The sequence below is a fragment of the Collinsella sp. AM18-10 genome (assembly GCF_003471585.1).
In the GTDB taxonomy this organism is placed as follows: domain Bacteria; phylum Actinomycetota; class Coriobacteriia; order Coriobacteriales; family Coriobacteriaceae; genus Collinsella.
Window position 1 is genome coordinate 93,980 of record NZ_QRJO01000005.1, and the last position, 24,678, is coordinate 118,657.

At 61.2% G+C, this 24,678-nt stretch carries 21 protein-coding genes; 10 read left to right on the plus strand and 11 right to left on the minus strand.

Going from position 1 to position 24,678, the window contains the following annotated elements; translation table 11 throughout:
• Window positions 1-17 precede the first annotated feature (17 nt).
• The 6 genes from DW211_RS05205 to DW211_RS05230 form a co-directional block, all read right to left on the minus strand.
• Window positions 18-734, minus strand: coding sequence for a DUF554 domain-containing protein (locus tag DW211_RS05205; protein ID WP_172622415.1), 717 nt, complete (start codon window positions 732-734; stop codon window positions 18-20).
• Between the two features lie 118 nt (window positions 735-852).
• Window positions 853-2,283 (minus strand): hypothetical protein, encoded by a 1,431-nt coding sequence (locus DW211_RS05210; RefSeq protein WP_118259668.1) that lies wholly within the window; start codon window positions 2,281-2,283, stop codon window positions 853-855.
• Between the two features lie 18 nt (window positions 2,284-2,301).
• Entirely contained in the window at window positions 2,302-2,517 is a 216-nt protein-coding gene (locus tag DW211_RS05215) for a hypothetical protein (RefSeq protein WP_147325188.1), read from the minus strand.
• Between the two features lie 46 nt (window positions 2,518-2,563).
• Complete coding sequence (locus DW211_RS05220; protein ID WP_089573324.1) at window positions 2,564-3,163, minus strand: hypothetical protein; 600 nt, start codon at window positions 3,161-3,163, stop codon at window positions 2,564-2,566.
• 90 nt (window positions 3,164-3,253) lie between these two features.
• On the minus strand, window positions 3,254-3,763 hold the full coding sequence (locus DW211_RS05225) for a hypothetical protein (RefSeq protein ID WP_117842913.1): 510 nt from the start codon (window positions 3,761-3,763) through the stop codon (window positions 3,254-3,256).
• Window positions 3,760-4,056 (minus strand): hypothetical protein, encoded by a 297-nt coding sequence (locus DW211_RS05230; protein ID WP_089573322.1) that lies wholly within the window; start codon window positions 4,054-4,056, stop codon window positions 3,760-3,762. Before DW211_RS05230 ends, DW211_RS05225 begins: the two co-directional genes overlap by 4 nt.
• 345 nt (window positions 4,057-4,401) lie before the next feature.
• Here DW211_RS05230 and DW211_RS05240 point away from each other — a divergent pair, with 345 nt between their 5' ends.
• Genes DW211_RS05240 through DW211_RS05250 form a run of 3 tightly spaced genes read left to right on the plus strand, consistent with a single transcriptional unit; the run spans window position 4,402 to window position 8,027 of the window.
• Window positions 4,402-6,003, plus strand: a complete 1,602-nt coding sequence (locus tag DW211_RS05240; RefSeq protein WP_233540953.1) for an FAD-binding oxidoreductase — start codon at window positions 4,402-4,404, stop codon at window positions 6,001-6,003.
• 2 nt (window positions 6,004-6,005) lie between these two features.
• Window positions 6,006-6,821: an electron transfer flavoprotein subunit beta/FixA family protein gene (locus tag DW211_RS05245; protein WP_118259713.1), complete on the plus strand. Its 816-nt coding sequence runs from the start codon at window positions 6,006-6,008 to the stop codon at window positions 6,819-6,821.
• A complete protein-coding gene (locus DW211_RS05250) occupies window positions 6,822-8,027 on the plus strand; it encodes an electron transfer flavoprotein subunit alpha (RefSeq protein WP_118259670.1) in 1,206 nt (401 codons plus the stop codon).
• Here the strand turns inward: DW211_RS05250 and DW211_RS05255 are convergent.
• A complete protein-coding gene (locus DW211_RS05255; protein ID WP_117848255.1) occupies window positions 8,024-8,836 on the minus strand; it encodes an HD domain-containing protein in 813 nt (270 codons plus the stop codon). The two genes, DW211_RS05250 and DW211_RS05255, sit on opposite strands and share 4 nt — an antisense overlap.
• A 162-nt stretch (window positions 8,837-8,998) precedes the next feature.
• On the opposite strand from DW211_RS05255, the gene DW211_RS05260 reads away from it, so the two are divergent.
• The 4 genes from DW211_RS05260 (at window position 8,999) to DW211_RS05275 (ending at window position 12,474) form a co-directional block, all read left to right on the plus strand.
• Complete coding sequence (locus DW211_RS05260; RefSeq protein ID WP_255413561.1) at window positions 8,999-9,655, plus strand: AzlC family ABC transporter permease; 657 nt, start codon at window positions 8,999-9,001, stop codon at window positions 9,653-9,655.
• Complete coding sequence (locus DW211_RS05265; protein WP_118259674.1) at window positions 9,645-9,968, plus strand: AzlD domain-containing protein; 324 nt, start codon at window positions 9,645-9,647, stop codon at window positions 9,966-9,968. The genes DW211_RS05260 and DW211_RS05265 overlap by 11 nt, the downstream gene beginning before the upstream one ends.
• Before the next feature lie 150 nt (window positions 9,969-10,118).
• Complete coding sequence (locus tag DW211_RS05270) at window positions 10,119-11,141, plus strand: 2-keto-3-deoxygluconate permease (RefSeq protein ID WP_118259676.1); 1,023 nt, start codon at window positions 10,119-10,121, stop codon at window positions 11,139-11,141.
• A 190-nt stretch (window positions 11,142-11,331) separates the two neighbouring features.
• Window positions 11,332-12,474 carry a diguanylate cyclase gene (locus DW211_RS05275; protein WP_158563939.1) on the plus strand — a complete coding sequence of 381 codons (1,143 nt, stop codon included), beginning with the start codon at window positions 11,332-11,334 and terminating at the stop codon, window positions 12,472-12,474.
• A gap of 100 nt (window positions 12,475-12,574) precedes the next feature.
• Here DW211_RS05275 and DW211_RS05280 read toward each other — a convergent pair whose 3' ends face one another.
• Together DW211_RS05280 and DW211_RS05285 are read right to left on the minus strand one after the other, a co-directional pair.
• Complete coding sequence (locus DW211_RS05280; protein ID WP_118259677.1) at window positions 12,575-13,510, minus strand: DMT family transporter; 936 nt, start codon at window positions 13,508-13,510, stop codon at window positions 12,575-12,577.
• 99 nt (window positions 13,511-13,609) lie between these two features.
• Window positions 13,610-17,356: a phosphoribosylformylglycinamidine synthase gene (locus DW211_RS05285; RefSeq protein WP_118259679.1), complete on the minus strand. Its 3,747-nt coding sequence runs from the start codon at window positions 17,354-17,356 to the stop codon at window positions 13,610-13,612.
• 184 nt (window positions 17,357-17,540) lie between these two features.
• On the opposite strand from DW211_RS05285, the gene DW211_RS05290 reads away from it, so the two are divergent.
• Window positions 17,541-19,103 carry a cation:proton antiporter gene (locus DW211_RS05290; RefSeq protein ID WP_118259681.1) on the plus strand — a complete coding sequence of 521 codons (1,563 nt, stop codon included), beginning with the start codon at window positions 17,541-17,543 and terminating at the stop codon, window positions 19,101-19,103.
• 281 nt (window positions 19,104-19,384) lie between these two features.
• Here the strand turns inward: DW211_RS05290 and DW211_RS05295 are convergent, their stop codons facing one another.
• Both DW211_RS05295 and DW211_RS05300 read right to left on the minus strand, forming a co-directional pair.
• The gene (locus tag DW211_RS05295; protein WP_006234445.1) at window positions 19,385-20,134 is read right to left on the minus strand and encodes an SDR family NAD(P)-dependent oxidoreductase; all 750 of its coding nucleotides are present in this window, start codon (window positions 20,132-20,134) and stop codon (window positions 19,385-19,387) included.
• A 220-nt stretch (window positions 20,135-20,354) separates the two neighbouring features.
• The gene (locus tag DW211_RS05300) at window positions 20,355-21,698 is read right to left on the minus strand and encodes a homoserine dehydrogenase (RefSeq protein ID WP_118259682.1); all 1,344 of its coding nucleotides are present in this window, start codon (window positions 21,696-21,698) and stop codon (window positions 20,355-20,357) included.
• A 250-nt stretch (window positions 21,699-21,948) separates the two neighbouring features.
• On the opposite strand from DW211_RS05300, the gene DW211_RS05305 reads away from it, so the two are divergent.
• Both DW211_RS05305 and DW211_RS05310 read left to right on the plus strand, forming a co-directional pair.
• Window positions 21,949-23,115: an ABC transporter substrate-binding protein gene (locus DW211_RS05305; protein WP_118259684.1), complete on the plus strand. Its 1,167-nt coding sequence runs from the start codon at window positions 21,949-21,951 to the stop codon at window positions 23,113-23,115.
• A 271-nt stretch (window positions 23,116-23,386) separates the two neighbouring features.
• Window positions 23,387-24,574 (plus strand): ABC transporter substrate-binding protein, encoded by a 1,188-nt coding sequence (locus tag DW211_RS05310; RefSeq protein ID WP_117637819.1) that lies wholly within the window; start codon window positions 23,387-23,389, stop codon window positions 24,572-24,574.
• Window positions 24,575-24,678: the final 104 nt, after the last annotated feature.

The following is a 24,678-nucleotide window of genomic DNA, read 5'->3' on the forward strand; positions in this document are numbered from 1 at the left end:
CCGCTGCGTTGCTAGATTTAGAACAGGAGGGCGTATATGACGGCGATGACGACGGAGGGAAGCATATTGGCCGTGCGGAAGGTCTGAGGACGGATGAGGTTGACGCCGACGCAGAAGATGAGCATGGAGCCTACGAGCGAAAGGCTGTTGAGGGCTGCTGTGGTCATGATGGGGGAGAGCGCGCCGGCAAACAACGTGATCGTCCCCTGGAACACGGCGACGGGCAGGGCGGAGAAGATGCAGCCGCGGCCAAGCGAGGCCGTCATGGTGCAGACGATGATGCAGTCCAGTGCGCCCTTGAGGGCAAGCGTTGACCAGTCGCCGAGCAGGCCGTCCTGGATCGATCCCACAATGGCCATGGCGCCGATGCACACGGTGAGTGAAGTCGAGACAAAAGCGTTGGTGAACTCGTTATCGCCCTCACTGCCAGTCTTGCGCTTGAGCCATTCGCCAAGGTTCTCGATGGCGGCCTCCAAGTTGATGGCCTCGCCGATGAGCGAACCGAGCGCAAATGAGACGATGAGCATGGTGGTACCGGTGGTCGCTAGCGCCTTTCCATCGATGATGAGCATCTTTTGCATGGTGCCGCCCAGGCCGATAAACAGGACGCACAGCCCCGATGCTTTCATGAGCGTGTCTTGGATGCGCGGTGTGATGAAGCGGCCGCCCGCTAATCCCAAAAGACCGCCCGCAACTAAAAGCGCAACGTTGATGATTGTTCCCAAGCCCGGCATGAGCCCTCCTGTATTGATGCCAACGTGGCAATCGTAGCAGAACGAAATGCGAGGCACATCGCGACTCATCTAATACGTTATATAAGTGGTATTAGGAATGATGCGCAGCATTTAAGCCTCAGGTGGTTGTCGGGACATAGGGGTAGTAGTCAAAGCGCAGTGTCATAAGCCGCTGCGGGGATTCAATAGCCGCGGCGATGATATTGGCATCGCGGGCACGATCAAACCCTTCGAGTTCGATCTGATACGAGACGTCTTGCATAATGTCCAGACGTCGCCAGGCTAGAAGTGTGTCGCCATCGAATTCCAAGGTCTTGCCTCCGTCTGGGGCAACGGCGTATAGACGCAGTTTAGCGGTGGTTGCAGGGTCGACAACCGTGACCTTTTTAATTTCGTTTCGAGTATTCTTGGCGCCCAACAAGGTGAGCAGTGTTGGGGCCACGACCTCGCCCGATGGCAAAAAGACGACTTCGATGGATTCGGGAAATGCGATGATGGCCGACTTGCGGACGGGCTGATTGGCGGCGGCAACTTCGATGTTTGCAGCATCGATGACCTCTGTGTGGTCGAGGGCGGCAAGCACGCAGCAGTTACCTTCATCGATCTCCTGAGGATCAGCAAGTCCCAGACTGTCCGCGAGCTCGGGATCGTTTGGACCGGTAGCGGGCTCATTCGGTGCTTCGAAAGAAGCTGGGACGCTGTTTGTCGACGACGGCGTGTCGCCCGCACCTGCTTCTTTGTCCGTGCTCTCTTCTTGTATGGTTGCGTTGATGGGTTCGTCGTTTGAGGGGAGCGTCTTGGCGTCAAGCGCGGAGGGGACAATCCCGATGGCTCCGGATCCGTTCCACTCCATCTCGAGAAGCGCCGGGTCGGCAAGAATGCGTTGCCTGCCTAGCGTGTGGGTATCGATCGCAATAGGGCCTGCCTCCGTCCCGCGCGTAAGGCTGAGCGATCCGGCCGGCTTCTCGAAATGAATGTCTGTGTCTTCGGTACTGGCGGCGTAGAACAGCAGGGATGCTTCTCCCGCCGCGATGGCATCGGTGCCCGCCTTGGTCAGCCGCAGCGATGCCGTGAATGAGAGGGTGGGCTGCACATCGTCTGCATTCGCGGCGGCGCAGCCCAGACATATACCGCCTCCTTTCTCGAAAAACGCACCGTCGAAGGCGACCTTCGCTCCGTTCGCCGAGTCATCGACCGAAGCGATATCGATGCGCAACCCCAAATCGCACGGATCGCCATCTGCATCGAGCACAATCGAGCGCCATGTGCAGACGGCGCACCCCGCCTGGGAGCCGTTTGCCTTGTTCGAACGATTGATATCCACGACTATCGAGCCGTCCGTATTACGACGAAGGCATCCCGAGGTTGAGATTGCGGCCTGTGCGAACGAAAAACGCTTGCACGCAATGGCGCTCGACGGATTTGGTGCGGAGCTTAGGGCTGCTGGTAAGGAGTCTGCCATGACGGGAGTCGCCCAAGCGGCGACAGGCGTTCCGGTTGCGAGCGCGCCGCAGAGTGCGACGACGGGCAAAAGGTTCTTCGATGCCATGGGGTCTCCTTAGCTAATTTAGTGCGGCCTGTCCGTGTTTCGTTTCTGGCTGCGTTTGATGTGCAGACCGAGGCCGGCGGTTCCCGCACCTGCTGCCGTGGCGCCTGCTGCCAAGAGCCATCGTCTGTCGTCTGTCTGTGCCAACGGTTCCTTGCAGTTGCCGCGGTCGAGCTCCGAGAGGTCGACCGTCACTTGCGTGGCGGCCTGCGCCTGTTCTTGCTGGGCAAAGGCCATGGCTGGCCCAAACGCTAGGATACTGACGGCGGCCAGGGCGACGGCCTTATGCCGTGTGCGCACCGGGCTCGACCGTCCAGGTGATCGTTGCAACCTGATCGCCTTCGCCGGTTACGCGGAAGATGTCGCGCGTGACGCGGGCGACGTTTCCGCTTGTCTTGAGCTTAATTTTGTCCGTGCCGCCGGCAATGCCCTGGTAGCCCATGTCGAAGGCTGCATTCTTGGAAAGATCGAGGCCCGTCTCCTGCATTGCGGCGCTGGCGTTCTGGAGTGCGCCGTCGGGGCCGACCTTAAAGTCGATGGAATTCTGCGCGGTTCCGGCCTTGGCGTCGGCGGCAATGGTCCAGGTGTTCATGGCGTCGATCTTCATGTTGGTGACATGGATGCCGTAGGCCGAATGATTGTCGATGGTGGTCGCGTCTTCTGAGGGGCCCTGAAGCGTGCCGTCGGCCTTGGCGACGAAGGGAATAACCGTCGGAACTTTGAACTCTACGTTGTCGATCTCGGTCCTGACCATTACTTTCGTGGTTCCAACGCGCCCGGCTGCCAGAGCTGGCGTCGGGGCGGCGCCCATTGCGAGCGCGAGCGCGAGCCCTGCGCCCACGACGAGCGCTCTGGCTCCGTTCATGTTCCTGGTGATGTCCATGGTCGTTCCTTTCTATTCGCCGCGGGCCGTCCCCGCGATGATTGGACGAATGCTGGTGAATTGCGTGCGGTGTCGCGTCGGCCGAAAAAGCTAGTTCTCGGCTTGCTCAACCCGTACCTTGACACGTGTCGGATTGCCGTGGCTGTCGAGGGTCTTGGCATCGAGTGCCTGGATCTCGATGTATGCCTCGCCTTCTTTGATGTCGCCGGCGGGGCACGTCTCGATTGTCTTGCCGGTCTCGACCACACCGGATTCGTACATGGTCTCGTCGTTTTGGATGACGCGGAATCGCTGGGGAAATTTATTGTCTTGGACGTTTTGCACGTTGACGCGCAGCTTGCCGTCCTCCTGTAGCTGAGCGACCGGCGCGACCGAAATCGTCATCATGTTGTCGCGGACGATGGCATCGAGCTCATCTTGGATTTCCTGACGCGTTTTGCCCCCGGCCGTCGTGACTGAGGCGCCCGCTTCGGGCACGGGCTGCGACTGCCAGGCGTATAGCCCTACGGCGATGAGGGCGCAGGCGATAGCCAGGCAGACAACGACGAGTTTCTTGCGACGCCCCAGTCCTGCGAGGCGGGGCGGCTTCTTCGCACTCATGCGGCGTCCTTGGTGGTGTAGACACGTGCGAACGTGGACGGGTCCGCTCCAAAGAGCATGTGAAGCATCAGGCGGCGCGAGTAGATGAGCTCGTCAAAGTCGTGAGGGAGCTCGATGTCGTGGATACGCGCGATGTGGTGGGCGAGCGCCGAGAACGACTCGGGGTCGCAGATAACATCGGTGGTGACGTGGTAGACCGCCGTATCGGGGAACGCCTCTTCGTCGAAAGGCAGGAGATAGGGATCGTCGTCGACCTCGATGGCGACGCCGTACTGGGGCCAGTAATATGCCATGGGAACCTCCCTGCTTCTGGGGCCAAAACTTCTATCGGTTTTGGCCGTCGACGCCGACCGTATCAGCCGCTACTTGACCAATTTCTGACCAAATGCTTGACGGATTGACATCTCCGCAGGTAAAAGGTGGAAAAATTACTTCAACTTTTTTCGAGCGACAATCGAGCGGTCGGCGACGGCGGGGCGATATGTGTCAAAAGCATCGTCTGCCGAGGAAGCCTTGCCGTTCGCCGAATTGCACAAACGTAAAAATCGCCAATTATGGAGACGGTCTCGAACACGTCGACGAAACGATGCGGTAACATCTCCCTGCAAACACTGTAGTTAGCTAAAGGGGGAGTTCGCGTGTCTGCAACCATTAAACCCTTCACCGATGCGTTCGAAGAGTATGGCCGCGATGAATCTCGTGCATCGGGCGAAGCATCGAGCATCTCGTTTCCGACAACGGAAGACGAGGTCCGTGCCATTTTGGAAACGCTCCATGCCGAGCGTGTCCCGGTAACGGTTCAGGGCGCCCGAACCGGCCTTGCCGCCGGTGCCGTGCCCCACGGTGGGCATATCCTCAATACTTCCCGTATGAATCGCTACTTGGGCCTTCGCCGCGATGAACAAGGCCAATTTCTGCTGCGCGTGGAGCCGGGCGTTGTGCTCTCGGAGCTGCGTAAGCAGCTGAGCAAGAAGGTACTGCCGACCGCTGGTTGGGACCAGGCATCGCTTGAGGCCTACGAGGAGTTCCAAGAGTCCCCCGAGCAGTTCTTTCCCACCGATCCCACCGAGGCATCTGCCTGTCTGGGTGGCATGGCGGCATGCAACGCCTCCGGCGCCCGCAGCTACGCTTACGGCCCCATGCGCCCGCATATCACGGGACTCCACGTCGCGCTGGCTGATGGCGATTTGCTTGAGCTTCAGCGCGGCGAGGCTTTTGCCCAGGGCCGCCACCTGTCGCTCGTGACGGCAGAGGGTCATACATTCGAGCTTGATCTTCCTGACTACACCATGCCCAAGACCAAAAATGCCTCGGGGTATTTTGTTGCGGACGATATGGACGCCATCGATCTTTTTATCGGTGCGTGCGGCACGCTCGGCGTCATTACCGAGCTCGAGATCGCCCTGCAGGCGGCACCTTCGGTCGTATGGGGTATGAGTTGCTTTTTCGATAGTGAAGACAAGGCCGTGTCCTTTACCGATTCCGTGCGTCCCGTGCTGTCCCATGCCGCCGCTATTGAGTATTTCGATGCTGGCGCCCTGGATATCCTGCGTCGCCAGCGCGAGCAGTCGACAGCGTTTGCCTCGCTGCCGGCGCTCGACGACGAGGCAAAGGTCTGTGTCTACGTGGAGCTCGACTGCGATGACGAGGCGCAGGCGACCGAGGAGCTGTACCGCCTGGGATGGGTGCTGGAGTTTGCGGGCGGCCGCGACGATGCGACATGGGTCGCCCGCACCGAAGTCGATCGCGAGTGCCAGCGGTTCTTCCGCCACGCGGTCCCCGAGAGCGTCAATATGCTCATTGACGAGCGTCGCCGCATCGACCCCACCATTACCAAGCTGGGCTCGGACATGTCGGTGCCCAACGCACGCTTGGACGATGTCATCGGCCTTTATCGCCGCACGTTAGCCGAAAGTGGGCTTGAATCTGCTGCCTGGGGGCACATCGGTAACAACCATCTGCATGTGAACATCCTGCCGCGCGACGCGCAGGACTACCGTCGCGGTGGCGAGCTGTTTGCCCAGTGGGCTGCGGAGGTAACGGCTATGGGCGGTGCCGTTTCTGCCGAGCACGGCGTCGGCAAGATCAAGGCGGGCTTCTTAGAGACGATGTACGGTCACGAGGCCATGGTCGAGTCGGCGCGGCTCAAGCTCCAGCTCGATCCCGACGGGCAGCTGGGTCGCGGCAACCTGTTTTCGGAGAAGCTCTTGGATGAGCTCGTCCAGAAAGGGGGCGCGTGAAGATGAGCGATTTCCATATGGTGGTGTGCGTCAAGGCCGTGCCGGGCAGCACCGAGGTCAAGATGGACCCCAAGACCAATACCATCGTGCGCGATGGCAAGCAGGCGGTCATTAATCCCTTTGATGCGAGCGCTTTGGAATGCGCGCTGGCGCTGAAGGACGACTTTATCGGCTTTGGCATGGATGTGCGCGTGACGGTGGTGTCGATGGGCATCCCCGCGACCGAGTCGCTGCTGCGCGACTGCATCGCTCGAGGCGCCGACGACGCGCTGCTGCTGACCGATCGCGCCTTTGCAGGTGCCGATACCCTGGCGACCACCTATGCTCTCAAATGCGGCATCGAGGCACTCGACGAGGACTTCGACCTGCTCATCTGCGGCAAGATGGCGGTGGATGGCGATACGGCCCAGATTGGTCCCGAGCTTGCCGGTGCCTTTGAGATTCCCTGCGTGACCGACGTGAGCTGCGTGCAAAGCGCGGGCTTTACGACGTGTGGCTCGCTGGCGCTCGTTCACGGATGCGATGCCGGCGAGGAGACGGTGTGTCTTGAGATGCCGTGCGCGATGACGACTGCCAAGGAGATTGGCCAGTTGCGTATGCCGAGTATTACCGGTATTCGCGCGGCGGAGGAGGCGGACGTGCGCGTGGTCAGTGCCGCCGACGTGAACGCCGACCCCGCGCGTTGCGGTCTTGCCGGATCACCGACGCAGGTCGTGCGCTCGTTTGTGCCCGACCGTGACCAAACGTGCGAGGCCGTTGAGGGAACGGCGTCCGAGCAGGCGGTAAAACTTGCCAAGATTATTGAGGGGATGGCATAGATGAGCGGGCTGATTATCGATAGCGAAGCCTGTATCGGCTGCGGTCGCTGCGTTCGCGCCTGCGCCTCGGGCGGCATTGTGGTGGAGGGTGAGCGCCCCAATCGCTGTGCCCGCGTAACCGACGGCTGTATCCTGTGCGGTGGGTGCGTCGACGCCTGCCCCGTCAACGCCATCTCGATTGAGCGCGACGAGGCCGCCGGCGCGGCAGACCTTGACGCATATCGAGACATCTGGATCTTCGTGCAGACTGACGAGCACGATGCCGTTGCATCCGTGGCCTTCGAGCTCATGGGCAAGGGGCGCGAGCTTGCCGATGCCCGCGGCTGCCGTCTGGTGGCACTGGTCGGCATGAGCCCCGAGGGCTCACTCGGGGACCTGGAGCATCTGATTTGCGCCGGTGCGGACGAAGTTCTGGTCTGTCGTGACGAGCGCCTGCGTCAGAACGACGTGGAGGTCTACGCTCGCTTGATCTGCGATTTGGTAGCCGAGCGCAAACCCGAGGCCATCCTATACGGTGCGACCGCTTTTGGCCGCGAACTGGCACCCGGCGTTGCCGTGCGCTTGCAGACGGGCCTTACGGCTGACTGCACCGTACTTTCGATGGATACGGAGACGGGACTGCTGCAACAGACGCGTCCGGCGTTTGGCGGCAACCTGATGGCCACCATCGTCTGCCCCAATCATCGTCCCCAGATGGCAACGGTTCGTCCCGGCATCTTTAAGGCACCCGACTTTGACTACGGCCGTTCCGGTACGATTACCCAGGTATCGCTTGCGGAAGACGCCAAGGCCCGTGTCGAGATCTCGATTCCCGCCGAGGAGTGGGGACAGCAGGCCTCAATTGCCGATGCCGAGCGCCTGGTCGTGGTGGGTCGCGGCATTGGCTCCAAGAAAAACCTGCCGCTGATGCGAAAGCTCGCCGAGGCTCTGGGAGCCGAGCTTGGCTGCACGCGACCTGTCGTGGAGGCCGGCTGGTTGGAGTATCGCCATCAGATTGGCCAGACGGGCGTATCGGTTTCCCCTAAACTTCTCGTGAGTATCGGTGTTTCGGGCGCCATCCAGCATCTTGCCGGTATCGGTGGGGCGGAGTGCATTATCGCCATCAACGAGGACCCGGATGCCCCCATCTTTGGTGCTGCCCAGTACAAGGTTGTCGGCGATGCCGTCGAGGTCGTCGAGGAGCTGCTGGCCCAGCTTGAGCGCTAGGCGCGCGCCAGCCAGTCGCGCATCTCGCCCTTCAGGCGCTCCCAGGTCGCTTGCGTGGCGGGATCGGTAAAGGGGCACGTAATGCCAAAGGGCGCGTCGAGCAGGCGGTAGATATCACCCTGCTCGCGCGCCAGCGCGCGGCTTGCTGGATAGACGAGCTCAAACATAAAGCAGATGAGTCCCACCAGGTAGTCTGCGGGCTCGTCGCGTTCGTCGCGTGCAACGCAGCGGTGCTCGTCAAAGGCGGTAAGCGCCGGTGTCGAGAAGCGGCTGGCGAGAAACGTGTTCTCATCCACCTTGAGGATGGTGTCGACGGTGCTGTCGGCGATGGTGCGCATAATGTCGATCTTGTCGCCATCGCGTACGATATCGCAGAAGCACCGTGTTCGCTCGTCGAGTTGTGCCGGCAGGCGAAAGTCACTGTGATAGGCGATGCTCGCGCGGATGAGCTCGTCGTGCTCTTCGGTCTCGATAAAATCTCGGATGTTTGTTGTGACAGGCGCGTCGTCGGGGTTCTCGCCAAAGAGGACCCCGACGCCCAACGCCGCATGGCTCATGCTTTCGGCATCCTTAAACGTATCCCAGCGTCGCAGCTGCTCAAAGCGGCCCATATCGTGTAGCAGGCCGCAAAGCCATGCCAGGTCAATATCTTCTGACGACCAGCCCTGTTCGTGTGCCACGGCATCGCATGCCTCGGCAACGTGGTACGTATGCTCGATTTTGAGCGCGATGCGTGGGTTAGTGGCGTCGTAGGCATCGGTGTAGCTTTTGAAGGCCGCGCGCGCCCGGTCTCGATCGATAGCTGTCATAATGACTTCCTAAAAAGTTGTGTCTTTCGATCCGGTGGCAATTGTAGGTGAACTCGGTTGCTGTCGGATAATGATTCTGCCGTATCGCTACATGCGGCTCGGAGACCTTGTCAGGATGAGAAGCGTATGGTGCTCAAAATCGTTAGAACCGTCTGGCCGGTGATGCTTACCTATGTTGCAATAGGCGCGCCGTGCGGAATGATCATGGGGCAGACGGGAATGGAACCCTGGATGGTCTTTGCCCTGAGCAGCACGTTTGTGACGGGCAGCGGCCAGTTTATGATCTGCAACCTGTGGCTGGCGGGCGTGCCTGCAGCATCGATCGTCGCGAGCGTTGCTGCCATCTCCTCGCGCTTTGCGCTTTACTCGGCATCGATCGCGCCGCATCTGACGGGTGCCTCGAAGCGTCAGACGCTGGCTGTTGCCGCGACACTTACCGAGGAGGCATATGGCATCTCGCTTGCCAAGTTGGTTGAAGGGGAGGATTGGGGCCCGCGCGAGTCCTTTGTGCTCAACGTGATTCTCATCGCAACATGGGGCGTTTCGTGTACGATGGGCGCCATCGTCGGCGCCGTTGTCGATGTTCCCACCGCCATTGCAGCCTTTGTCTGCACCTCGCTCTTTATCTGCCTGCTCTTTTCGCAGCGGCTGTCGCGCGGCAACGTTGTCGCGGCGGTTTCGGGCGCGGTGTCCGTCGCCGTATGCAAGTTCTTGGGCCTCACGAATATTGCCGTGCCGGCAAGCGTCGTGGCCGGCATGGCCATTGCGTTGGCGTGCGATGCTGTATTTGACGGAAGAGGTGCCCGCGATGCCCGTTAACGAGTTCTTGGTTCTGTGGCTGTCGTCGTGGGCTGCTATCGCGTTCTTTCGCATCGCGCCGGCGTTCGCCTTGCGCGGGCGGACCCTGTCGCCCCGCATTACCGAGGCCCTGGGCTATATCCCGCCCGCCGCCTTTGCCGCGCTGGTCGCCAACGACTTGGTGAGCCCCGGCGCGTTCGACGCGGGACTCTGGCCTGCCTTGGCTCCCTGGATTGCGGCCGCCGGCGTCGTGGTCGTGGCGGTCAAGACAAAATCGATGCTGTGGTGCTGCGTCTCGGGCATCGTACTCTATATTGTCTTGAGCCTTATATAGGGGTGGCGTCGCGGGCGCCGAATCTCGTTCCATCCCAACTCGTCGGATTTTTCACCGAGCTGGTCTATTTCTTCTGGTACCATGGTCAAACTTTACTGTAGCAAAGCGTGACGTGGGCTTTTGTACCCCGTCAGCGGAAATGGGGGTTTCATGGCACAGGAAGCAACCGCCAACGAGCAAAAGAAATTCAAGGTCCCGCGCATCCCGGGCGACATCATGATCTATCCGATGATCGTCGGTCTTTTGCTCAACACCTTCTGCCCGCAGGTTTTTGAGATCGGCGGCTTCTTTACGGCTGCCTGCCGCGGTGGCTCCAATACCATCGTCGCCGCGATCCTGCTGTTTGTGGGCGCCGGCATCAGCTTTAAGTCCACGCCGGGTGCCATCAAGACCGGTATCGTCGTGCTGATCCCCAAGCTGGTCGTCGCAGCGGCTCTCGGCCTGGGCGTGGCATATTTCTTTAACGACAACTTCCTGGGTCTGAGCTCCGTGTCTATCATCGGCGGCATCACGTTTTGCAACATGGCGCTCTATACGGGCATCATGGGCGAGTTCGGCGATGAGTCCGAGCAGGGCGCCGTCGGTATCCTGTTCTTTACGGCTGGTCCCGCCGTCACGATGATCATCCTCGGCGTTTCCGGCCTCGCCAACATTCCCATTGGCACCATTATCGGCTCCATCTTGCCACTCGTTATTGGCATGGTTCTGGGCAACCTGTTCCCGTTTATCGAGAACCTGCTGGTTCCCGGTGCCAATCCCGCGATTGCCGTCATCGGATTTCAGCTCGGTGCGTCCATGAGCCTGTCGAGCTTTATCACCGGCGGTATTTCCGGCATCTTGCTGGGCCTTGTCACGCTGTTTGTCGTCGGTCCCATCACCTTTGCGTTCGAGCGTCTGTGCGGCGGCAATGGCAAGGCCGCTGTGGCTTGCTCCACCATTGCCGGCACGGCTATGACCACACCGGTTGCCCTCGCCGAGGTCGCACCGCGTTACGCCGAGCTTGCGCCCACCGCGTACGCTCAGATCGCCACCGCCGTTATCATCACGGCGATCATGGCTCCGATTCTGACTGGCTGGGTCGACAAGAAGTTCTGCCAAGGCAAGGAGGATCTGTCGCCTGTCGGTGTCGAGGCCATCGAGGAGGCCGTCGCGACTGACATCGATGGCGAGTAGCAATCGATACCCATCAATGATGCCGGCGTGTGCAATTCGCGCCGTATGGGCGCCCGAACAGAAACTGTTTTGCAGTGATGTTCGGGCGCTCTGCTATTATCCCCTTTACCCCTGTGGAGTAAAGGGGTGTTTATTGCCCTGATTCGAATTGGGCGATTCTGACCACTTGGGTATTGAAGGGATGGCGCTAGTGGTTAAGGCACTCAAGATTGAGATATTCGTGCTATGCATGATTGTTCTTATCGGGCTTGCCGTGCGAAGTCGTCGCTCCTTGTTCTCGAGCACCCAGCAGCTATTGTTTAGCATGCTTGGCTACACCTCTGCCGCGTACATATTATTCGATATGATCTGGACGCTTTCGGACGGTGTGGACGGCACGTTGGGCATTGCTGCCAACTGGATTTCCAACGCGGTTTCGTTTTCGCTCTTTGCTATCGCGTGTCTCATTTGGTTTATCTATTCCGAGACGGTGCAGGGTTCTCGCCTTTTGACCTCGCGCTATAGGGTGGTGCTTGTAGCGTTGCCTACGGCTCTGGTGGTCGTGCTGGCGTTTACCAGTTACTGGACGCACGCCCTGTTCTATATCGATTCGCAGGGCGTGTATCGTCGCGGCTTTGCCTATATGATCCAGCCCATCGTCAGCTACTGTTACGTTATACATACGTCCCTGCATGCATTTGTGCAATCTCGCAGGGTCGAGAGCCTGCAGACGAAGGCCATCTATCGAACCTTGGCATTTTTCGCCATTCCGGCCCTGGTGGGCGGTACCTTTCAGGTCGTATACTCGGTGCCCGGCCTTTGTGTCGGCATAATGATTAGCATGTTGCTGCTCTACATCATCTACCAGGAGCAGCTCATCTCGACCGACCCGTTGACTGGACTTAACAATCGCAACCGTTTTGAGACCTATATGCTGTCGCTCTTCTCAAATGTGGATCAGGCCGAAGATGTATATCTGCTTATGATGGACGCCGACGGCTTTAAGCAGATTAACGATCGCTATGGGCATGTGGAGGGCGACCATGCTCTTCAGGTCATATCCGCTGCGCTCAAAGAAGTCTGCTCGGCGTCTGGCGGCTTTATCGCACGTTATGGTGGCGATGAGTTCGTGGTGCTCCAAAAGGCGACGGCGGAGCAGGACATCATAAGCCTGTGTGCGGCAATCAACGATGAGCTCGCACGTGCCGACGTGCCGTATCTGTTGCGGATGTCCATCGGCTACGCACGGGTCGGTGACGGTGTCGATACCTGGCAAGACTTGCTTCGCGCTGCCGATGCGGAGCTCTACCGCGTCAAGGCCGAGAAAAAGAAAGCCGGCGTCCAGATACGCTAGAAAAAGGGGCGCACGCTTGCGTGCGTGGTGGCCTTCAGCTCACCGATGTACTCCATTAAACTAAAGTATGTGAATCTCTCTGCTAAATAAGGGCAGTTCGCTAGGCTTTTTTGGGTTTGTTGACGATGATGATGCCGCTGCAGACCAAGAGCAGGGCAACGATGACGGTAACGGGGCTCGTGCCGGCGCCCTCGCCAAGCAGCAGTGCGCTCAGCAGTACGCCAAAGACCGGGTTCATAAACCCAAAGACCGAGACGCGGCTGACGGGGTTGACGGCAAGCAGGCGCGACCACAGCGAGTAGGCGACCGCGGAGATAAGCGCCATGTAGATGATGAGCACGATGGCGGGGACAATCGCCGTGGGGGAGAGCGCGCCACCCATCAAAAAGCCGATGGCGGTGAGGACCAGGCCGCCGACCAAGAACTGCCACCCGGCAAGCAAGACGCCGTCGTGCTTGCGCGAGAAGATGCCGATCAGGCAGGTCGAAAGAGCACCCGCGACAGTGGAGGCTAGGATAAAGCCCTCGCCATCGAGCCTGAAGCCAAAGGTGCCATCTGCGCCCGAGAGGTTGACGAGCGCGACGCCGGCAAAGCCCAGCGCACAGCCAAGCACCTTGGCCGTATTGAGCTTCTCGGTGTGAAATGCCAGGGCGGCAAAGAGGATTGCGAGGAAGTTGGCGCTGGCCTCGATGATGGAGCTCGACATGGCGCTGGCGCGCGAGAGGCCCAGATAGAAAAAGAAGTACTGCCCGATAGTCTGGAAGAGCGACAAGACAAAGATGGGCTTGATGTCGCGAGCCTGCGGAATGAGGGGGCGGCGTTGGGCCGCACTCATCCCAACGATAACCAGGGCGCCGGCAAGCGTGAAGCGCAAGCCCGCAAAGAGCAGCTGCGAGGCGCTATCGTGCGCCGGGATACCAAAGAGTGCGTAGCCGATCTTGATGCAGGGAAAGGCCGATCCCCAGAGTGCACAGCAAACAAGACAGCTCAGGATGAGTCCGGGCAGGGTGGCGAGATACGGCTTGCGGCTTTCCATGATGTCCTTCCTGCATGCGCGAAGCAAAAAAGAACCCGCCACCGGATGTGTCGGTGGCGGGTGTTGTTACCCGAGGGGATTGTACCCGATGGGAAAGGTTTAAGCGAAGTAGGCCACGCCGCTCTCAAAGATCGGCATGAACTTATCGCCGGGGACATGCTCGGGCACGTTGCGGTACAGGTTGTCGCCGCGACGCTCGGCATGGCCCATCTTGCCCAGGACGCGGCCGTCGGGGCTCGTGATGCCCTCGATGGCGAGTGCGGAGCCGTTGGGGTTGACGGAGAGATCCATGCTGGGCTTGCCGTTCTCGCCCACGTACTGCGTGGCGACCTGGCCGTTGGCGATCAGCTGGGCGAGCACTTCGTCATTGGCGACAAAGCGGCCCTCGCCGTGGCTGATGGCGACGGTGTAGGGGTCGTCCAGGCTGCACTGCGACAGCCACGGGGACAAGTTGGACGAGATGCGGGTGCGCACCAGACGGCTCTGGTGGCGACCGATGGTGTTGAACGTCAACGTGGGCGCATCGGGCGTGGCGTCGACGATGTCGCCGTAGGGCACCAGACCGAGCTTGATCAGGGCCTGGAAGCCGTTGCAGATGCCCAGCATCAGGCCATCGCGGGCCTTGAGCAGGTCGCGGACTGCCTCGGTGACCTCGGGAGCGCGGAAGAACGCCGTGATGAACTTGGCGGAGCCGTCGGGCTCGTCGCCGCCCGAGAAGCCGCCGGGGATCATGACGATCTGGCTTGCACGGATGCGGCGGGCAAGCTCGTGGGTGCTCTCGGCGACGGCCTCGGGCGTGAGGTTGTTGATCACGAAGGTGTCGGCCTCGGCACCGGCGGCACGGAAGGCGCGGGCGCTGTCGTACTCGCAGTTGTTGCCGGGGAACACGGGGATGATCACGCGCGGGCGGGCGATCTTGGCGCCGCCGTACACGTGGATATCCTTGGCGCGGAAGTCGATGGTCTCGACCTCGGGGGTCTCGCCGGCGCTGCGGTAGGTGAAGACGCCCTCGATGCCGCTCTCCCAGGCCTCCTGGAGCTCGGAGAGCTCGATGACTTCGGAACCGGTGTCGATGACATAGCCCTCGACGGTGGTGCCCAGGGGCTCGACGACAACGCCGTCGGCGACCTCGGGCAGCTCGGCATCCTCGGCGAGCTCGACAATAAAGCTGCCGTAGAGCGGGGTGAAGAGGCTCTCCACGTCTACATCCTCGGCAAGCTCGATACCGATCTGGTTACCGACGCACATCTTAAAGAGGCTCTCGGCGCCGCAGCCGTAGCCAGGCGTGGAGATGGCCAGGGCGTTGCCGGTAGCAGTGAGCGCCTCGACGGCGTCAAACGCGGCGAGCAGCTGCTGAGCATCGGGGCGGTAGTCCTCGCCATAGGTGGCGGGGGCGATGCGGACGACGCGGTGCGTGAGGCCCTTGAACTCGGGCGAGACGGCGCGGGCGGCCTTGCCCACGGCGACGGCGAAGCTGATCAGGGTCGGCGGAACGTTGAGCTCGCCGGCCTCGTCCTCAAACGAACCGCTCATGGAGTCCTTGCCGCCGATGGCGCCGGCACCCAGGTCGACCTGGGCCATAAGGGCACCCAGGACGGCAGCCATGGGCTTGCCCCAGCGCTCGGCCTCGGTGCGCAGGCGCTCGAAGTACTCCTGGAAGGAGAGGTAGGTGCGCTTGTGCTCAAAGCCGGCGGCAACGAGCTTGGCGATGGACTCGACCACGGACAGGTAGGCGCCCGCAAACTGGTCGGCCTCCATCAGATAGGGGTTGAAGCCCCATGCCATGGCGCTCGCCGTGGTGGTCTCGCCGTCCACGGGGAACTTGGCGACCATGGCCGAGCTTGGGGTGAGCTGCGTCTTGCCGCCAAAGGGCATGAGCACGGTCGCGGCGCCGATGGTGGAGTCGAAGCGCTCGGAAAGGCCCTTGTTGGAAGCGACGTTGAGGTCGGTGACGAGCGAGGTCATGCGCTCGGCGAGCGTGGTACCGGCCCAGCTGGGCTGCCACACACTGCGGGCGCAGACGTGGACGACCTGGTGCTTGGGCGCACCGTTGGAGTTGAGGAACTCGCGGGACAGATCGACGATGGCGACGCCGTTCCAGGCCATGCGCATGCGCGGCTCGGCGGTAACCTCGGCGATAACGGTCGCCTCCAGGTTCTCCTCGGCGGCGTAGCCCATGAACTCCTCGACGTCACCGTCGGCGACGGCGCAGGCCATGCGCTCCTGGGATTCAGAGATGGCGAGCTCGGTGCCGTCAAGACCGTCGTACTTTTTGGTCACGGTATCAAGGTCGACATACAGGCCGTCGGCAAGCTCGCCTACGGCGACCGAGACACCGCCGGCGCCAAAGTCGTTGCAGCGCTTGATCAGACGGCAGGCATCGCCGCGGCGGAACAGGCGCTGCAGCTTGCGCTCGACCGGGGCGTTGCCCTTCTGGACCTCGGCGCCCGATGTCTCGATGGACTCGGTGTTCTGGGTCTTGGAGGAGCCGGTGGCACCGCCGATGCCGTCACGGCCGGTGCGGCCGCCCAACAGGATGATCTTGTCGGTGGGGGCGGGGCACTCGCGACGCACGTGGTTTGCCGGGGTAGCGCCCACGACGGCGCCGACCTCCATGCGCTTGGCGACGTAGCCGGGGTGATAGAGTTCGTTGACCTGACCGGTGGCAAGGCCAATCTGGTTGCCGTAGCTGGAGTAGCCGGCGGCAGCAGTGGTCACGAGCTTACGCTGCGGCAGCTTGCCCTCGAGCGTCTCGGACACGGGGACGGTGGGGTCGCCGGCGCCGGTGACACGCATGGCCTGGTACACGTAGCTGCGGCCCGACAGCGGGTCGCGGATGGCACCGCCCACGCAGGTGGCGGCACCGCCGAAGGGCTCGATCTCGGTCGGGTGGTTGTGGGTCTCGTTCTTAAAGAGGAACAGCCAGTCCTGGTTCTCGCCGTCGACATCGACCTTCACCTTGACGGTGCAGGCGTTAATCTCCTCGGACTCGTCGACATCGGTCATGACGCCGGTCTTCTTGAGGTACTTGGCGCCGATGGTGCCCATGTCCATGAGGCAGACGGGCTTGGTGTCGCGACCGAGTTCGTGGCGCATCTCCATGTAGCGGTCGAAGGCCTGCTGCACCACGGCGTCGTCGATCGTCACGTCGTCCAGGACGGTGCCGAAGGTGGTGTGGCGGCAGTGATCGGACCAGTAGGTGTCGATCACGCGGATCTCGGTGATGGTGGGGTCGCGATCCTCATCGCGGAAGTACTGCTGGCAGAAGGCGATGTCCGCCTCGTCCATGGCAAGGCCGCGCTCGGAAATAAAGGCGGCAAGGCCGGCTTTGTCGAGCTCGCGGAAACCGTCGAGCACCTCGACGGGCTGGGGCTCGGGGGTCTCCATGTACAGCGTCTCGGGCAGGTCGAGCGAGGCGATGCGCGCCTCGACGGGGTTCACCACGTAGTGCTTGATGGCATCAATGGCGGCCTCGTCCAGAGCGCCCGAGATCATATAGACCTTGGCGGAGCGCACGGCGGGGCGCTCGCCCTGGCTGATGAGCTGCACGCACTCGCTGGCGGAGTCGGCGCGCTGGTCAAACTGGCCAGGCAGGAATTCGACGGCAAAGACGGCGCCATCGCTTGCGGGGAGCTCGTCGTAGGTCACATCGACCTGGGGCTCGCTAAAGACGGTCGGCACGCAGGACCGGAAAAGCTCCTTGTCGATGCCCTCGACGTCGTAGCGGTTGATAATCCTCAGGGCCTCGATGCCCTTGATGCCGAGAATTTCGGTCAGCTCGCCCTTGAGCTGCTGAGCCTCGACGTCGAACCCGGGTTTCTTCTCCACGTAGATACGAGAGACCATTGGTTCCTGCCTTCCTGATCGGTTGGGCGTACGGTACGGTATGCGGCAGCGGTCGGTTTGCGGGGTCTGCCCTGCGGTCGCCTTGAGCCACATGTTTGTAAACCTCACTATGATACGACAGCTCGCGGCGCGTTGAGGACGGCGAGGGTGCTACAGTGAAGCGCAAACAAGAGAAAGGCATCACATGGCATTCGTTTCGCTCGCCATCATCGCACTCGTGGCCTTTGCGAGTCCTTTTATCGCCTCGGCGATTCCCGGAAAACCCGTTCCCGAGACGGTCTTTTTGCTCGTGCTCGGCGCGGTACTGGGACCCCATATGCTCGGCGTCATCCATGTAGATGCTGAGGTCTCGCTTGTGTCCGAGCTGGGCCTGGCCTTTTTGTTCCTGCTTGCCGGCTTTGAGATCGACCCCAAGAGCATCACAGGCGTCGAGGGGCGCTACGGCTTGGCGACGTGGGTCGTCACGTTTGGTATCGCCTGGCTTGCCGTGCGCTTTACCCCGTGGTTCTCAGTCAGTCATTTCGACGGTATCGCCGTGACGCTTGCCCTCACTTCGACGGCGCTCGGTACGCTTGTGCCCATCATGCGTGAGCGCTCGCTCACCGGCACGCGCGTGGGCGACTCGATTCTCGCGTATGGCACTTGGGGCGAGCTCGGTCCCGTGCTCGCCATGTCGGTGCTGTTGTCTGCCCGCACTGGTATCCAAACGCTCGTTATCCTTGGCTTGTTTGCGGTGGTTTGCGTGTTGCTGGCCGTGGTCCCGAGCCGCTCCAAGCGCGTCGGCAGCCGCTTCTTTGCATTTGTTGAGGAGCGCGCCGATACCACGTCGCAGACCTTCGTGCGCCTGACGGTGCTCATCCTGGTCACGCTCGTGGCATTCTCGGCTGTCTTTGATCTCGACATCGTGTTGGGTTCTTTTGCCGCCGGCTTTGTCCTGCGCTATATCATCCCCGAGGGCAACCATACGCTCGAGACCAAGCTCGACGGTCTGGCCTACGGTTTTTTGATTCCGGTGTTCTTTACCGTATCGGGCGCAAAGATCGATCTGACGGCCGTGGCGTCGCGCCCGGGTCTGCTCGTGGGCTTTATCGTGGCGTTGTTGATTATTCGTGCCGTGCCCATTCTTATTTCCATGAGCATTTGTCCTGCGACGCGCGATGTGTCGGCGTATGGTCGCATTACCGTGGCCCTGTACTGCACCACGGCGCTGCCGATCATCGTTGCCGTTACGAGCGTTGCCGTCAACGCCGGCGCATTATCACAGGGCGTCGCTTCGGTTATGGTGGCGGCCGGCGCCATCACGGTGTTCCTGATGCCACTGCTCGCGCAGCTCTTCTACCGCGTGGTCGATGCCGCGCCGGTTGCCGCCGTGGCAGAGGTTGCCGAGCATCCATCCGATGCGCTCGACATCCTGCGTGCCCATCACGATTTGGCGAGCCTGCTCGCACGCGAGCACGAGCTGCTGACCTCGCATGGTCACGGTCGCACGCTCGACGGCATACCTACCCTTGATTCCATTGCCGACCGCCTCTCGGCCGAGGCGGCAAGCGGGCACATCGATGCCCGTATCGTGGACGCCGCCCATTTGCTGGCCGAAAAGACTTACGGCGACGAGATCGACCCCGGCAAGCTCACCCCGCGTGAGCGCCGCCGCCTGGAGCGCGCCAAGCTCGCCGTGCGCGAATACCGCCGCCGCATGCTGGAGCTTTACGCACACGAAGAGGCCCAGGACGACGATGGCAGGTAGCCAACGTCGCCGCGGAAAATGCATCCCGGAATTGGCGTCTAGAGTGGGATGCGCTTTCCACGAGAAGTCCGTTGCGGAAAGCGCATCCCGGAATCCGGACCCAGAATGGGACATAGTTTCCGAAAGAAGGCTCTGGGGGAAGCTGCGCCCCGTTCTGAGCTGAAATACCGGGACGCAGTTTCCCATACAAACAGAACAAAGGCGCGCCGCCTGCAGTTGATGCAGGAAGCGCGCCTTTTAGTTGAGCAATGTTGAGGCTGGGAGCTGAGGCTTGTGGTCCCTTAAGAGCGGGCAGCTCCGTCGACGGGGAGCACAGCGCCCGTAACGTAGGCGGCCATGTCGCTCGCTAGGAAGACAAAGGCGTTGGCGACATCCTCGGGCTCGCCCATGCGGCCGAGCGGGATGGTAGCGATGATGGGCTTGATGACTTCTTCGGGCAGGTTGGCGACCATGTCGGTCCTGGTTACGCCGGGGGCGACGGCATTGACGCGAATGCCCACGGGGGCGAGCTCGCGTGAGAGCGACTGGACCATGCCGTTGACGGCGAACTTGGACGTGGGATAGCCAACGCCGGAGGGCTGACCGTACTTAGCGACCATCGAGCTCGTGGTGGTGATGGTGCCACCGTGGCCGGCTTCGGTCATGATCTTGGCAGCGGCCTGGTGACCATTAAAGACGGCGACGACGTTGAGGTCCATGACCTTGGCGAACTCCTCGGCCGTGTAGTCCAAAAGGGGCGAGCGCTGGGAGATACCGGCATTGTTGACGACCGTGTCGAGACCGCCCATGTCGGCTGCGGCCTGCGTAAAGGCCTCGGTTACGGCCTCGAGTGAGGTGAGGTTGCACGAACGCCCCCAGATCTTTGCCTCGGGATAGGCGGCGGCGAGCTTCTCAACGGCCGCGTCGGCGGTTTCCTGACGCGAACCAAAGACGGTGACGGCGGCGCCTTCCTCGATAAAACGGCAGGCGATGGCATAGCCGATACCGCGCGTGCCTCCGGTGATGATTGCTTTCTTACCCTCGAGCAACATGGTGCCTCCATTCTTCGGGGGTGGACATACGCAGCACAGCATAACGGCGCGCAAAATCAACTTCGTTCGCATATCGGTAAACGGCACCCTCGGTTGTCAGCGAATGGCCAAGTTGTTCAAACTTTTGCTTGATGAACGCAATGGGCGGTTTCAAACAAAGGGGCTCCCATCCAAACGGACGGGAGCCCCTCAGGTGCTATGTTGTGTGCCAAGGACTGGACTAGTTCGCCATGACGCCTTCGGTCCAGGCCTCGACGTCCTCGATGCGCAGGACGTTGGCGACCTCGGCCACGCAGTCGACGCTGGCAAGCTCGGCGGCGGCAGCCTGGACATTCTTCTCGAGTGCGCGGTGCGTCAGGAAGATGACCGAGCAGGCATCGCTGACGCCCGACTTGCCGTCCTCGACCTGGTTGATGAGCGAGATCGAGATGTTGTGCTTGGCAAAGATGTCGACCGTCTCGGACAGGGCGCCCACGCGGTCGGCGACCTTCAGGCGCACATAGTACTTGGTCTGGAGCTCGTCCATGGGCTTAAAGGCGAGGTTGTGGCCATAGGGCTCAATCTCGGGCAGCGGAGCCACGCCGCGGCTGATCTGCTCGGAGAGCGACAGGATATCGCCCACGACGGCGCTCGCGGTGGGGAAGGAGCCTGCGCCGGCACCGTAGAACATGGTCTCGCCCACGGCGTCGCCCACCACGTAGACAGCGTTCATGGCGCCGTTGACCTTGGCAAGCATGTGGTCGGCGGGGATCAGCGTGGGATGCACCCGGACGTCGACGCCGGCGTCGGTGTTGCGTGCGATGCCCAGCAGCTTGATGGTGTAGCCGAGCTCGCGGGCCTGGGCAATGTCCTCGGCGCCGATGGTACGGATACCCTGCTGGTAGACATCGTCGGTGGTCACGCGGGTGCCAAAGCCGATGGAAGCGAGGATGGCCGTCTTGCTGGCGGCGTCGAAGCCGTCGACGTCGGCGGACGGGTCGGCCTCGGCATAGCCCTTTGCCTGGGCGTCGGCGAGCACGTCAGCGTAATCGGCGCCCTCGGCGTCCATGCGCGACAGGATGTAGTTGGTGGTGCCGTTGAGAATGCCAGCGATGGTCAGGATCTTGTTGCCCACCAGGTCGTGCTCAAGCGTGCTCACGATGGGGATGCCGCCGCCGCAGCTGGCCTCGCACTTAATCTGCACGCCACACGCGCGCGCCTTCTCGGCAAGCGTCTCGACGTGACGGCCCAGCAGAGCCTTGTTGGCAGAGACGACATGCTTGCCGTGCTCAAAGGCGGTGGTGAAGATCTCGGTTGCGGGATGCTCGCCGCCGATCAGCTCGACGACGATGTCGACGGCGGGGTCGGTGACGACATCGTGCCAGTCACTCGTAAAGGCCTCGCGCTCAATACCGGCTGCCTCGGCCTGCTCCCAGGCAAGCGCGCAGGCGCGGGTCAGCTTAAGGTCGATGCCGTAGGCGGCCAGGTACTCATCGTGGTGGCTCTTGATCAGACGGGCCACGCCGCCGCCGACGGTCCCCAGACCGATCAGACCGACGTTCACGGTGCGCAGGGATTCGCTCATAGATAGCTCCTTCGTGCATCTTATGGATGGATTAACCGCTTAAAGGTTGAGTGCATTCTAGCGTGAACCGAGGGCGCATGCTCGCCAGGCAACAGGAGTCGCACAAAACGGCACCCCCGAAACGCTGCGGAAACATTGGAAACATGCTCGCTACAAATGAACTTCCGTAACAAACTGTCAACGTTTGCGCCATAAGGTTTGCCCCGTACCGCAAAACAGCCGCACCGCGGCCAGCGAAAAGGGGGACACCATGTTTAGTATCAACAACGCACTGAGCCGTAGGAGTTTCTTGGCAGGAGCCGCGGCGCTCGGCAGCACCGCCGCGCTCGCTGGCTGCTCTTCGAGTGGCTCTGACGGCGGCTCCGCCGATGACGGCAAGACCTTCAAGATCGGTGTTATCGGCCCTCTGACCGGCGCCGCGGCAACCTATGGCGTTTCGGCCGAGAAGGGTGCCAAGCTCGCCGCCGAGGATTTCTCGACCAAGGACCTCAAACTCTCGCTTAAGTCCGAGGACGACGTCGCCGACGGCGAGAAGGCCATCAACGCCTTCAATACCTTGTGCGACTGGGGCATGCAGGCGCTTGTCGGCCCCGTTACCACCGGCGCCGCCGTCGCCGTCTCGGGCGAGATCGCCGACGATATGCTCATGGTCACGCCTTCGGCCTCGTCGCTCGACGTTACCAAGGGAAAGACCACGGTCTTTCAGGTTTGCTTCACCGACCCCACCATGGGCGCCAGCGCCGCGAAGTTCTTGGCCGAGAAGTACGCGGACGCCAAGATCGCCCTGTTCTACAACTCCGGCGATACGTACAGCTCGGGCGTTGCCGACGCCTTTGCCGAGCAGGCCAAGGCATCCAAGCTCGATGTCGTCGATACCGAGACCTTTAAGGACGACTCTTCCACGAGCTTTACCAACCAGCTCACCAAGGCCAAGGAGGCCGGCGCCACGCTTATTTTTGCTCCGATCTATTACACGCCGGCGTCCGTCCTGCTCAAGAACGCCAAGGACATGGGGTACGACATGACGCTTATGGGCACCGACGGCATGGACGGCCTGCTCTCCGTTGAGGGCTTCGATACCTCTCTTGCCGAGGGCGTGCTGCTCATGACCCCGTTCTCTGCTGACGATGAGAAGAACGCCGACTTCGTCAAGGCCTATAAGGACGCCTACGACGAGACGCCCAATCAGTTTGCCGCCGATGCCTATGACTGCGTCCATGCGATTGCCGAGGCTATCGATAAAACGGGCATCGACATTACGGCTGACGGTGCCGACATTGCCGACGACCTTGCCCGCGCCATGCGCAAGATCAAGATCGAGGGCCTGACGGGCGAGCTGACGTGGAATGACGAGGGCCAGGTCGAAAAGCCCGCTACGGCCTATGTGATCCAGGACGGCAAGTACATCGCCGCCTAAGTGCGCATAAAACGCTACCGGTGAGGCTGTTTTATTCAGGGCGGGGACGCCTGTAACAGAATGGAAACATTACTTTTACACAATAAAGTGGCATTACTGCATAAAATAATAGAAATACGCAGAAATATGGATAAATGAACAAATCCAAAGAAAAGTTGAAATAATCGCCACTTTTCCTAACTAAAGCGTCTACTATTTTGCGAACGCCGAACACGGCGAAGGATGGTCTGTCGGGCAACCAAAACCCGACGAGATTTGAGAGGAGAGCCGCATGTCGAGCCTCACCGGTAAGTCATTGAACCCTGTTATGAATCGCAGGAGCGTTATCGCGAGCGCAGCAGGTCTGGGGGCGATGTCCATTCTAGCTGGCTGCTCCTCCAACGGCGGCGACAGCGGTTCCGCGTCGGGCGACGCTTCGTTTAAGATCGGCACCATCGGCCCGCTGACCGGCGCCAACGCGTCCTACGGCAAGTCCGTTACACAGGCTGTCGAGCTTGGCTGCAAGGATTTCTCGACCAAGGAGCTGCCGCTTGTCAGCAAGGCCGAGGACGACCAGGCTGACGGCGAGAAGGCCGTCAACGCCTTCAACACCCTGCTCGACTGGGGCATGCAGGCCCTCGTCGGTCCGACCACCACGGGTGCGTCGGTCGCCGTTGCCGCCGAGTGCGGCAACGACCCCGAGACGTTCATGATCACCCCGTCCGCGTCCTCCGAGGACGTTACCAAGGGCAAGGATTGCGTCTTCCAGGTTTGCTTTACCGACCCCAACCAAGGTGTCAACGCTGCCAAGTTCCTGGCAGAGAAGTATGCGAACGAGAAGTTCGTGCTGTTCTATAACTCCGGCGATGCCTATTCTTCGGGCATCGCAGATTCCTTTAAGGCCCAGGCCGCTAAGTCTAAGCTTGAGATTGTCGACGAGGAGACCTTTAAGGACGACTCCGCCACGAGCTTTACCAACCAGCTGACCAAGGCCAAGCAGGCAGGCGCCACCATGATCTTTGCGCCGATCTACTACACGCCGGCGTCCGTCCTGCTCAAGAACGCCAAGGACATGGGCTACGACGTCAAGATGATGGGCTGCGACGGCATGGACGGCATCCTGGGCGTTGAGGGCTTCGACACCTCTCTTGCCGAGGGTCTGCTGCTCATGACCCCGTTCTCCGCCGACGACGAGAAGAACGCCGACTTCGTCAACGCTTACAAGGATAAGTACGGCGATACCCCCGACCAGTTTGCCGCCGACGCCTACGACGGCGTGCATGCTGTGGTCGAGGCTCTCAAGGAGGCCGGCCTGGGCGTCGACGCCGACCCCACCGAGGTTGCCGAGAAGCTTCCCGAGGCTATGCTCAAGATTACTGTTGACGGCCTGACTGGCAAGCTCTCCTGGAACGACAAGGGTCAGGTCCAGAAGGACCCGACGGCGTACGTCATTACCGACGGCAAGTACGTACAGGCCTAATAGGCCGCCTTACATAGAGCGGTTTTGATCCCAAGCAGGGGAGGTTTTGGCCTTCCCTGCTTGCTTGGTATCTAGGGACAACGTAACGTCCCTGTTTCATACAT

Bases quoted from the DNA above. Each gene is read 5' to 3' on its own strand.
- DW211_RS05205 (WP_172622415.1), bottom strand. From the start codon at position 734: ATGCCGGGCTTGGGAACAATCATCAACGTTGCGCTTTTAGTTGCGGGC.
- DW211_RS05210 (WP_118259668.1), bottom strand. From the start codon at position 2,283: ATGGCATCGAAGAACCTTTTGCCCGTCGTCGCACTCTGCGGCGCGCTC.
- DW211_RS05215 (WP_147325188.1), bottom strand. From the start codon at position 2,517: ATGGCCTTTGCCCAGCAAGAACAGGCGCAGGCCGCCACGCAAGTGACG.
- DW211_RS05220 (WP_089573324.1), bottom strand. From the start codon at position 3,163: ATGGACATCACCAGGAACATGAACGGAGCCAGAGCGCTCGTCGTGGGC.
- DW211_RS05225 (WP_117842913.1), bottom strand. From the start codon at position 3,763: ATGAGTGCGAAGAAGCCGCCCCGCCTCGCAGGACTGGGGCGTCGCAAG.
- DW211_RS05230 (WP_089573322.1), bottom strand. From the start codon at position 4,056: ATGGCATATTACTGGCCCCAGTACGGCGTCGCCATCGAGGTCGACGAC.
- DW211_RS05245 (WP_118259713.1), top strand. From the start codon at position 6,006: ATGAGCGATTTCCATATGGTGGTGTGCGTCAAGGCCGTGCCGGGCAGC.
- DW211_RS05250 (WP_118259670.1), top strand. From the start codon at position 6,822: ATGAGCGGGCTGATTATCGATAGCGAAGCCTGTATCGGCTGCGGTCGC.
- DW211_RS05255 (WP_117848255.1), bottom strand. From the start codon at position 8,836: ATGACAGCTATCGATCGAGACCGGGCGCGCGCGGCCTTCAAAAGCTAC.
- DW211_RS05260 (WP_255413561.1), top strand. From the start codon at position 8,999: ATGCTTACCTATGTTGCAATAGGCGCGCCGTGCGGAATGATCATGGGG.
- DW211_RS05265 (WP_118259674.1), top strand. From the start codon at position 9,645: ATGCCCGTTAACGAGTTCTTGGTTCTGTGGCTGTCGTCGTGGGCTGCT.
- DW211_RS05270 (WP_118259676.1), top strand. From the start codon at position 10,119: ATGGCACAGGAAGCAACCGCCAACGAGCAAAAGAAATTCAAGGTCCCG.
- DW211_RS05280 (WP_118259677.1), bottom strand. From the start codon at position 13,510: ATGGAAAGCCGCAAGCCGTATCTCGCCACCCTGCCCGGACTCATCCTG.
- DW211_RS05285 (WP_118259679.1), bottom strand. From the start codon at position 17,356: ATGGTCTCTCGTATCTACGTGGAGAAGAAACCCGGGTTCGACGTCGAG.
- DW211_RS05290 (WP_118259681.1), top strand. From the start codon at position 17,541: ATGGCATTCGTTTCGCTCGCCATCATCGCACTCGTGGCCTTTGCGAGT.
- DW211_RS05295 (WP_006234445.1), bottom strand. From the start codon at position 20,134: ATGTTGCTCGAGGGTAAGAAAGCAATCATCACCGGAGGCACGCGCGGT.
- DW211_RS05300 (WP_118259682.1), bottom strand. From the start codon at position 21,698: ATGAGCGAATCCCTGCGCACCGTGAACGTCGGTCTGATCGGTCTGGGG.
- DW211_RS05305 (WP_118259684.1), top strand. From the start codon at position 21,949: ATGTTTAGTATCAACAACGCACTGAGCCGTAGGAGTTTCTTGGCAGGA.
- DW211_RS05310 (WP_117637819.1), top strand. From the start codon at position 23,387: ATGTCGAGCCTCACCGGTAAGTCATTGAACCCTGTTATGAATCGCAGG.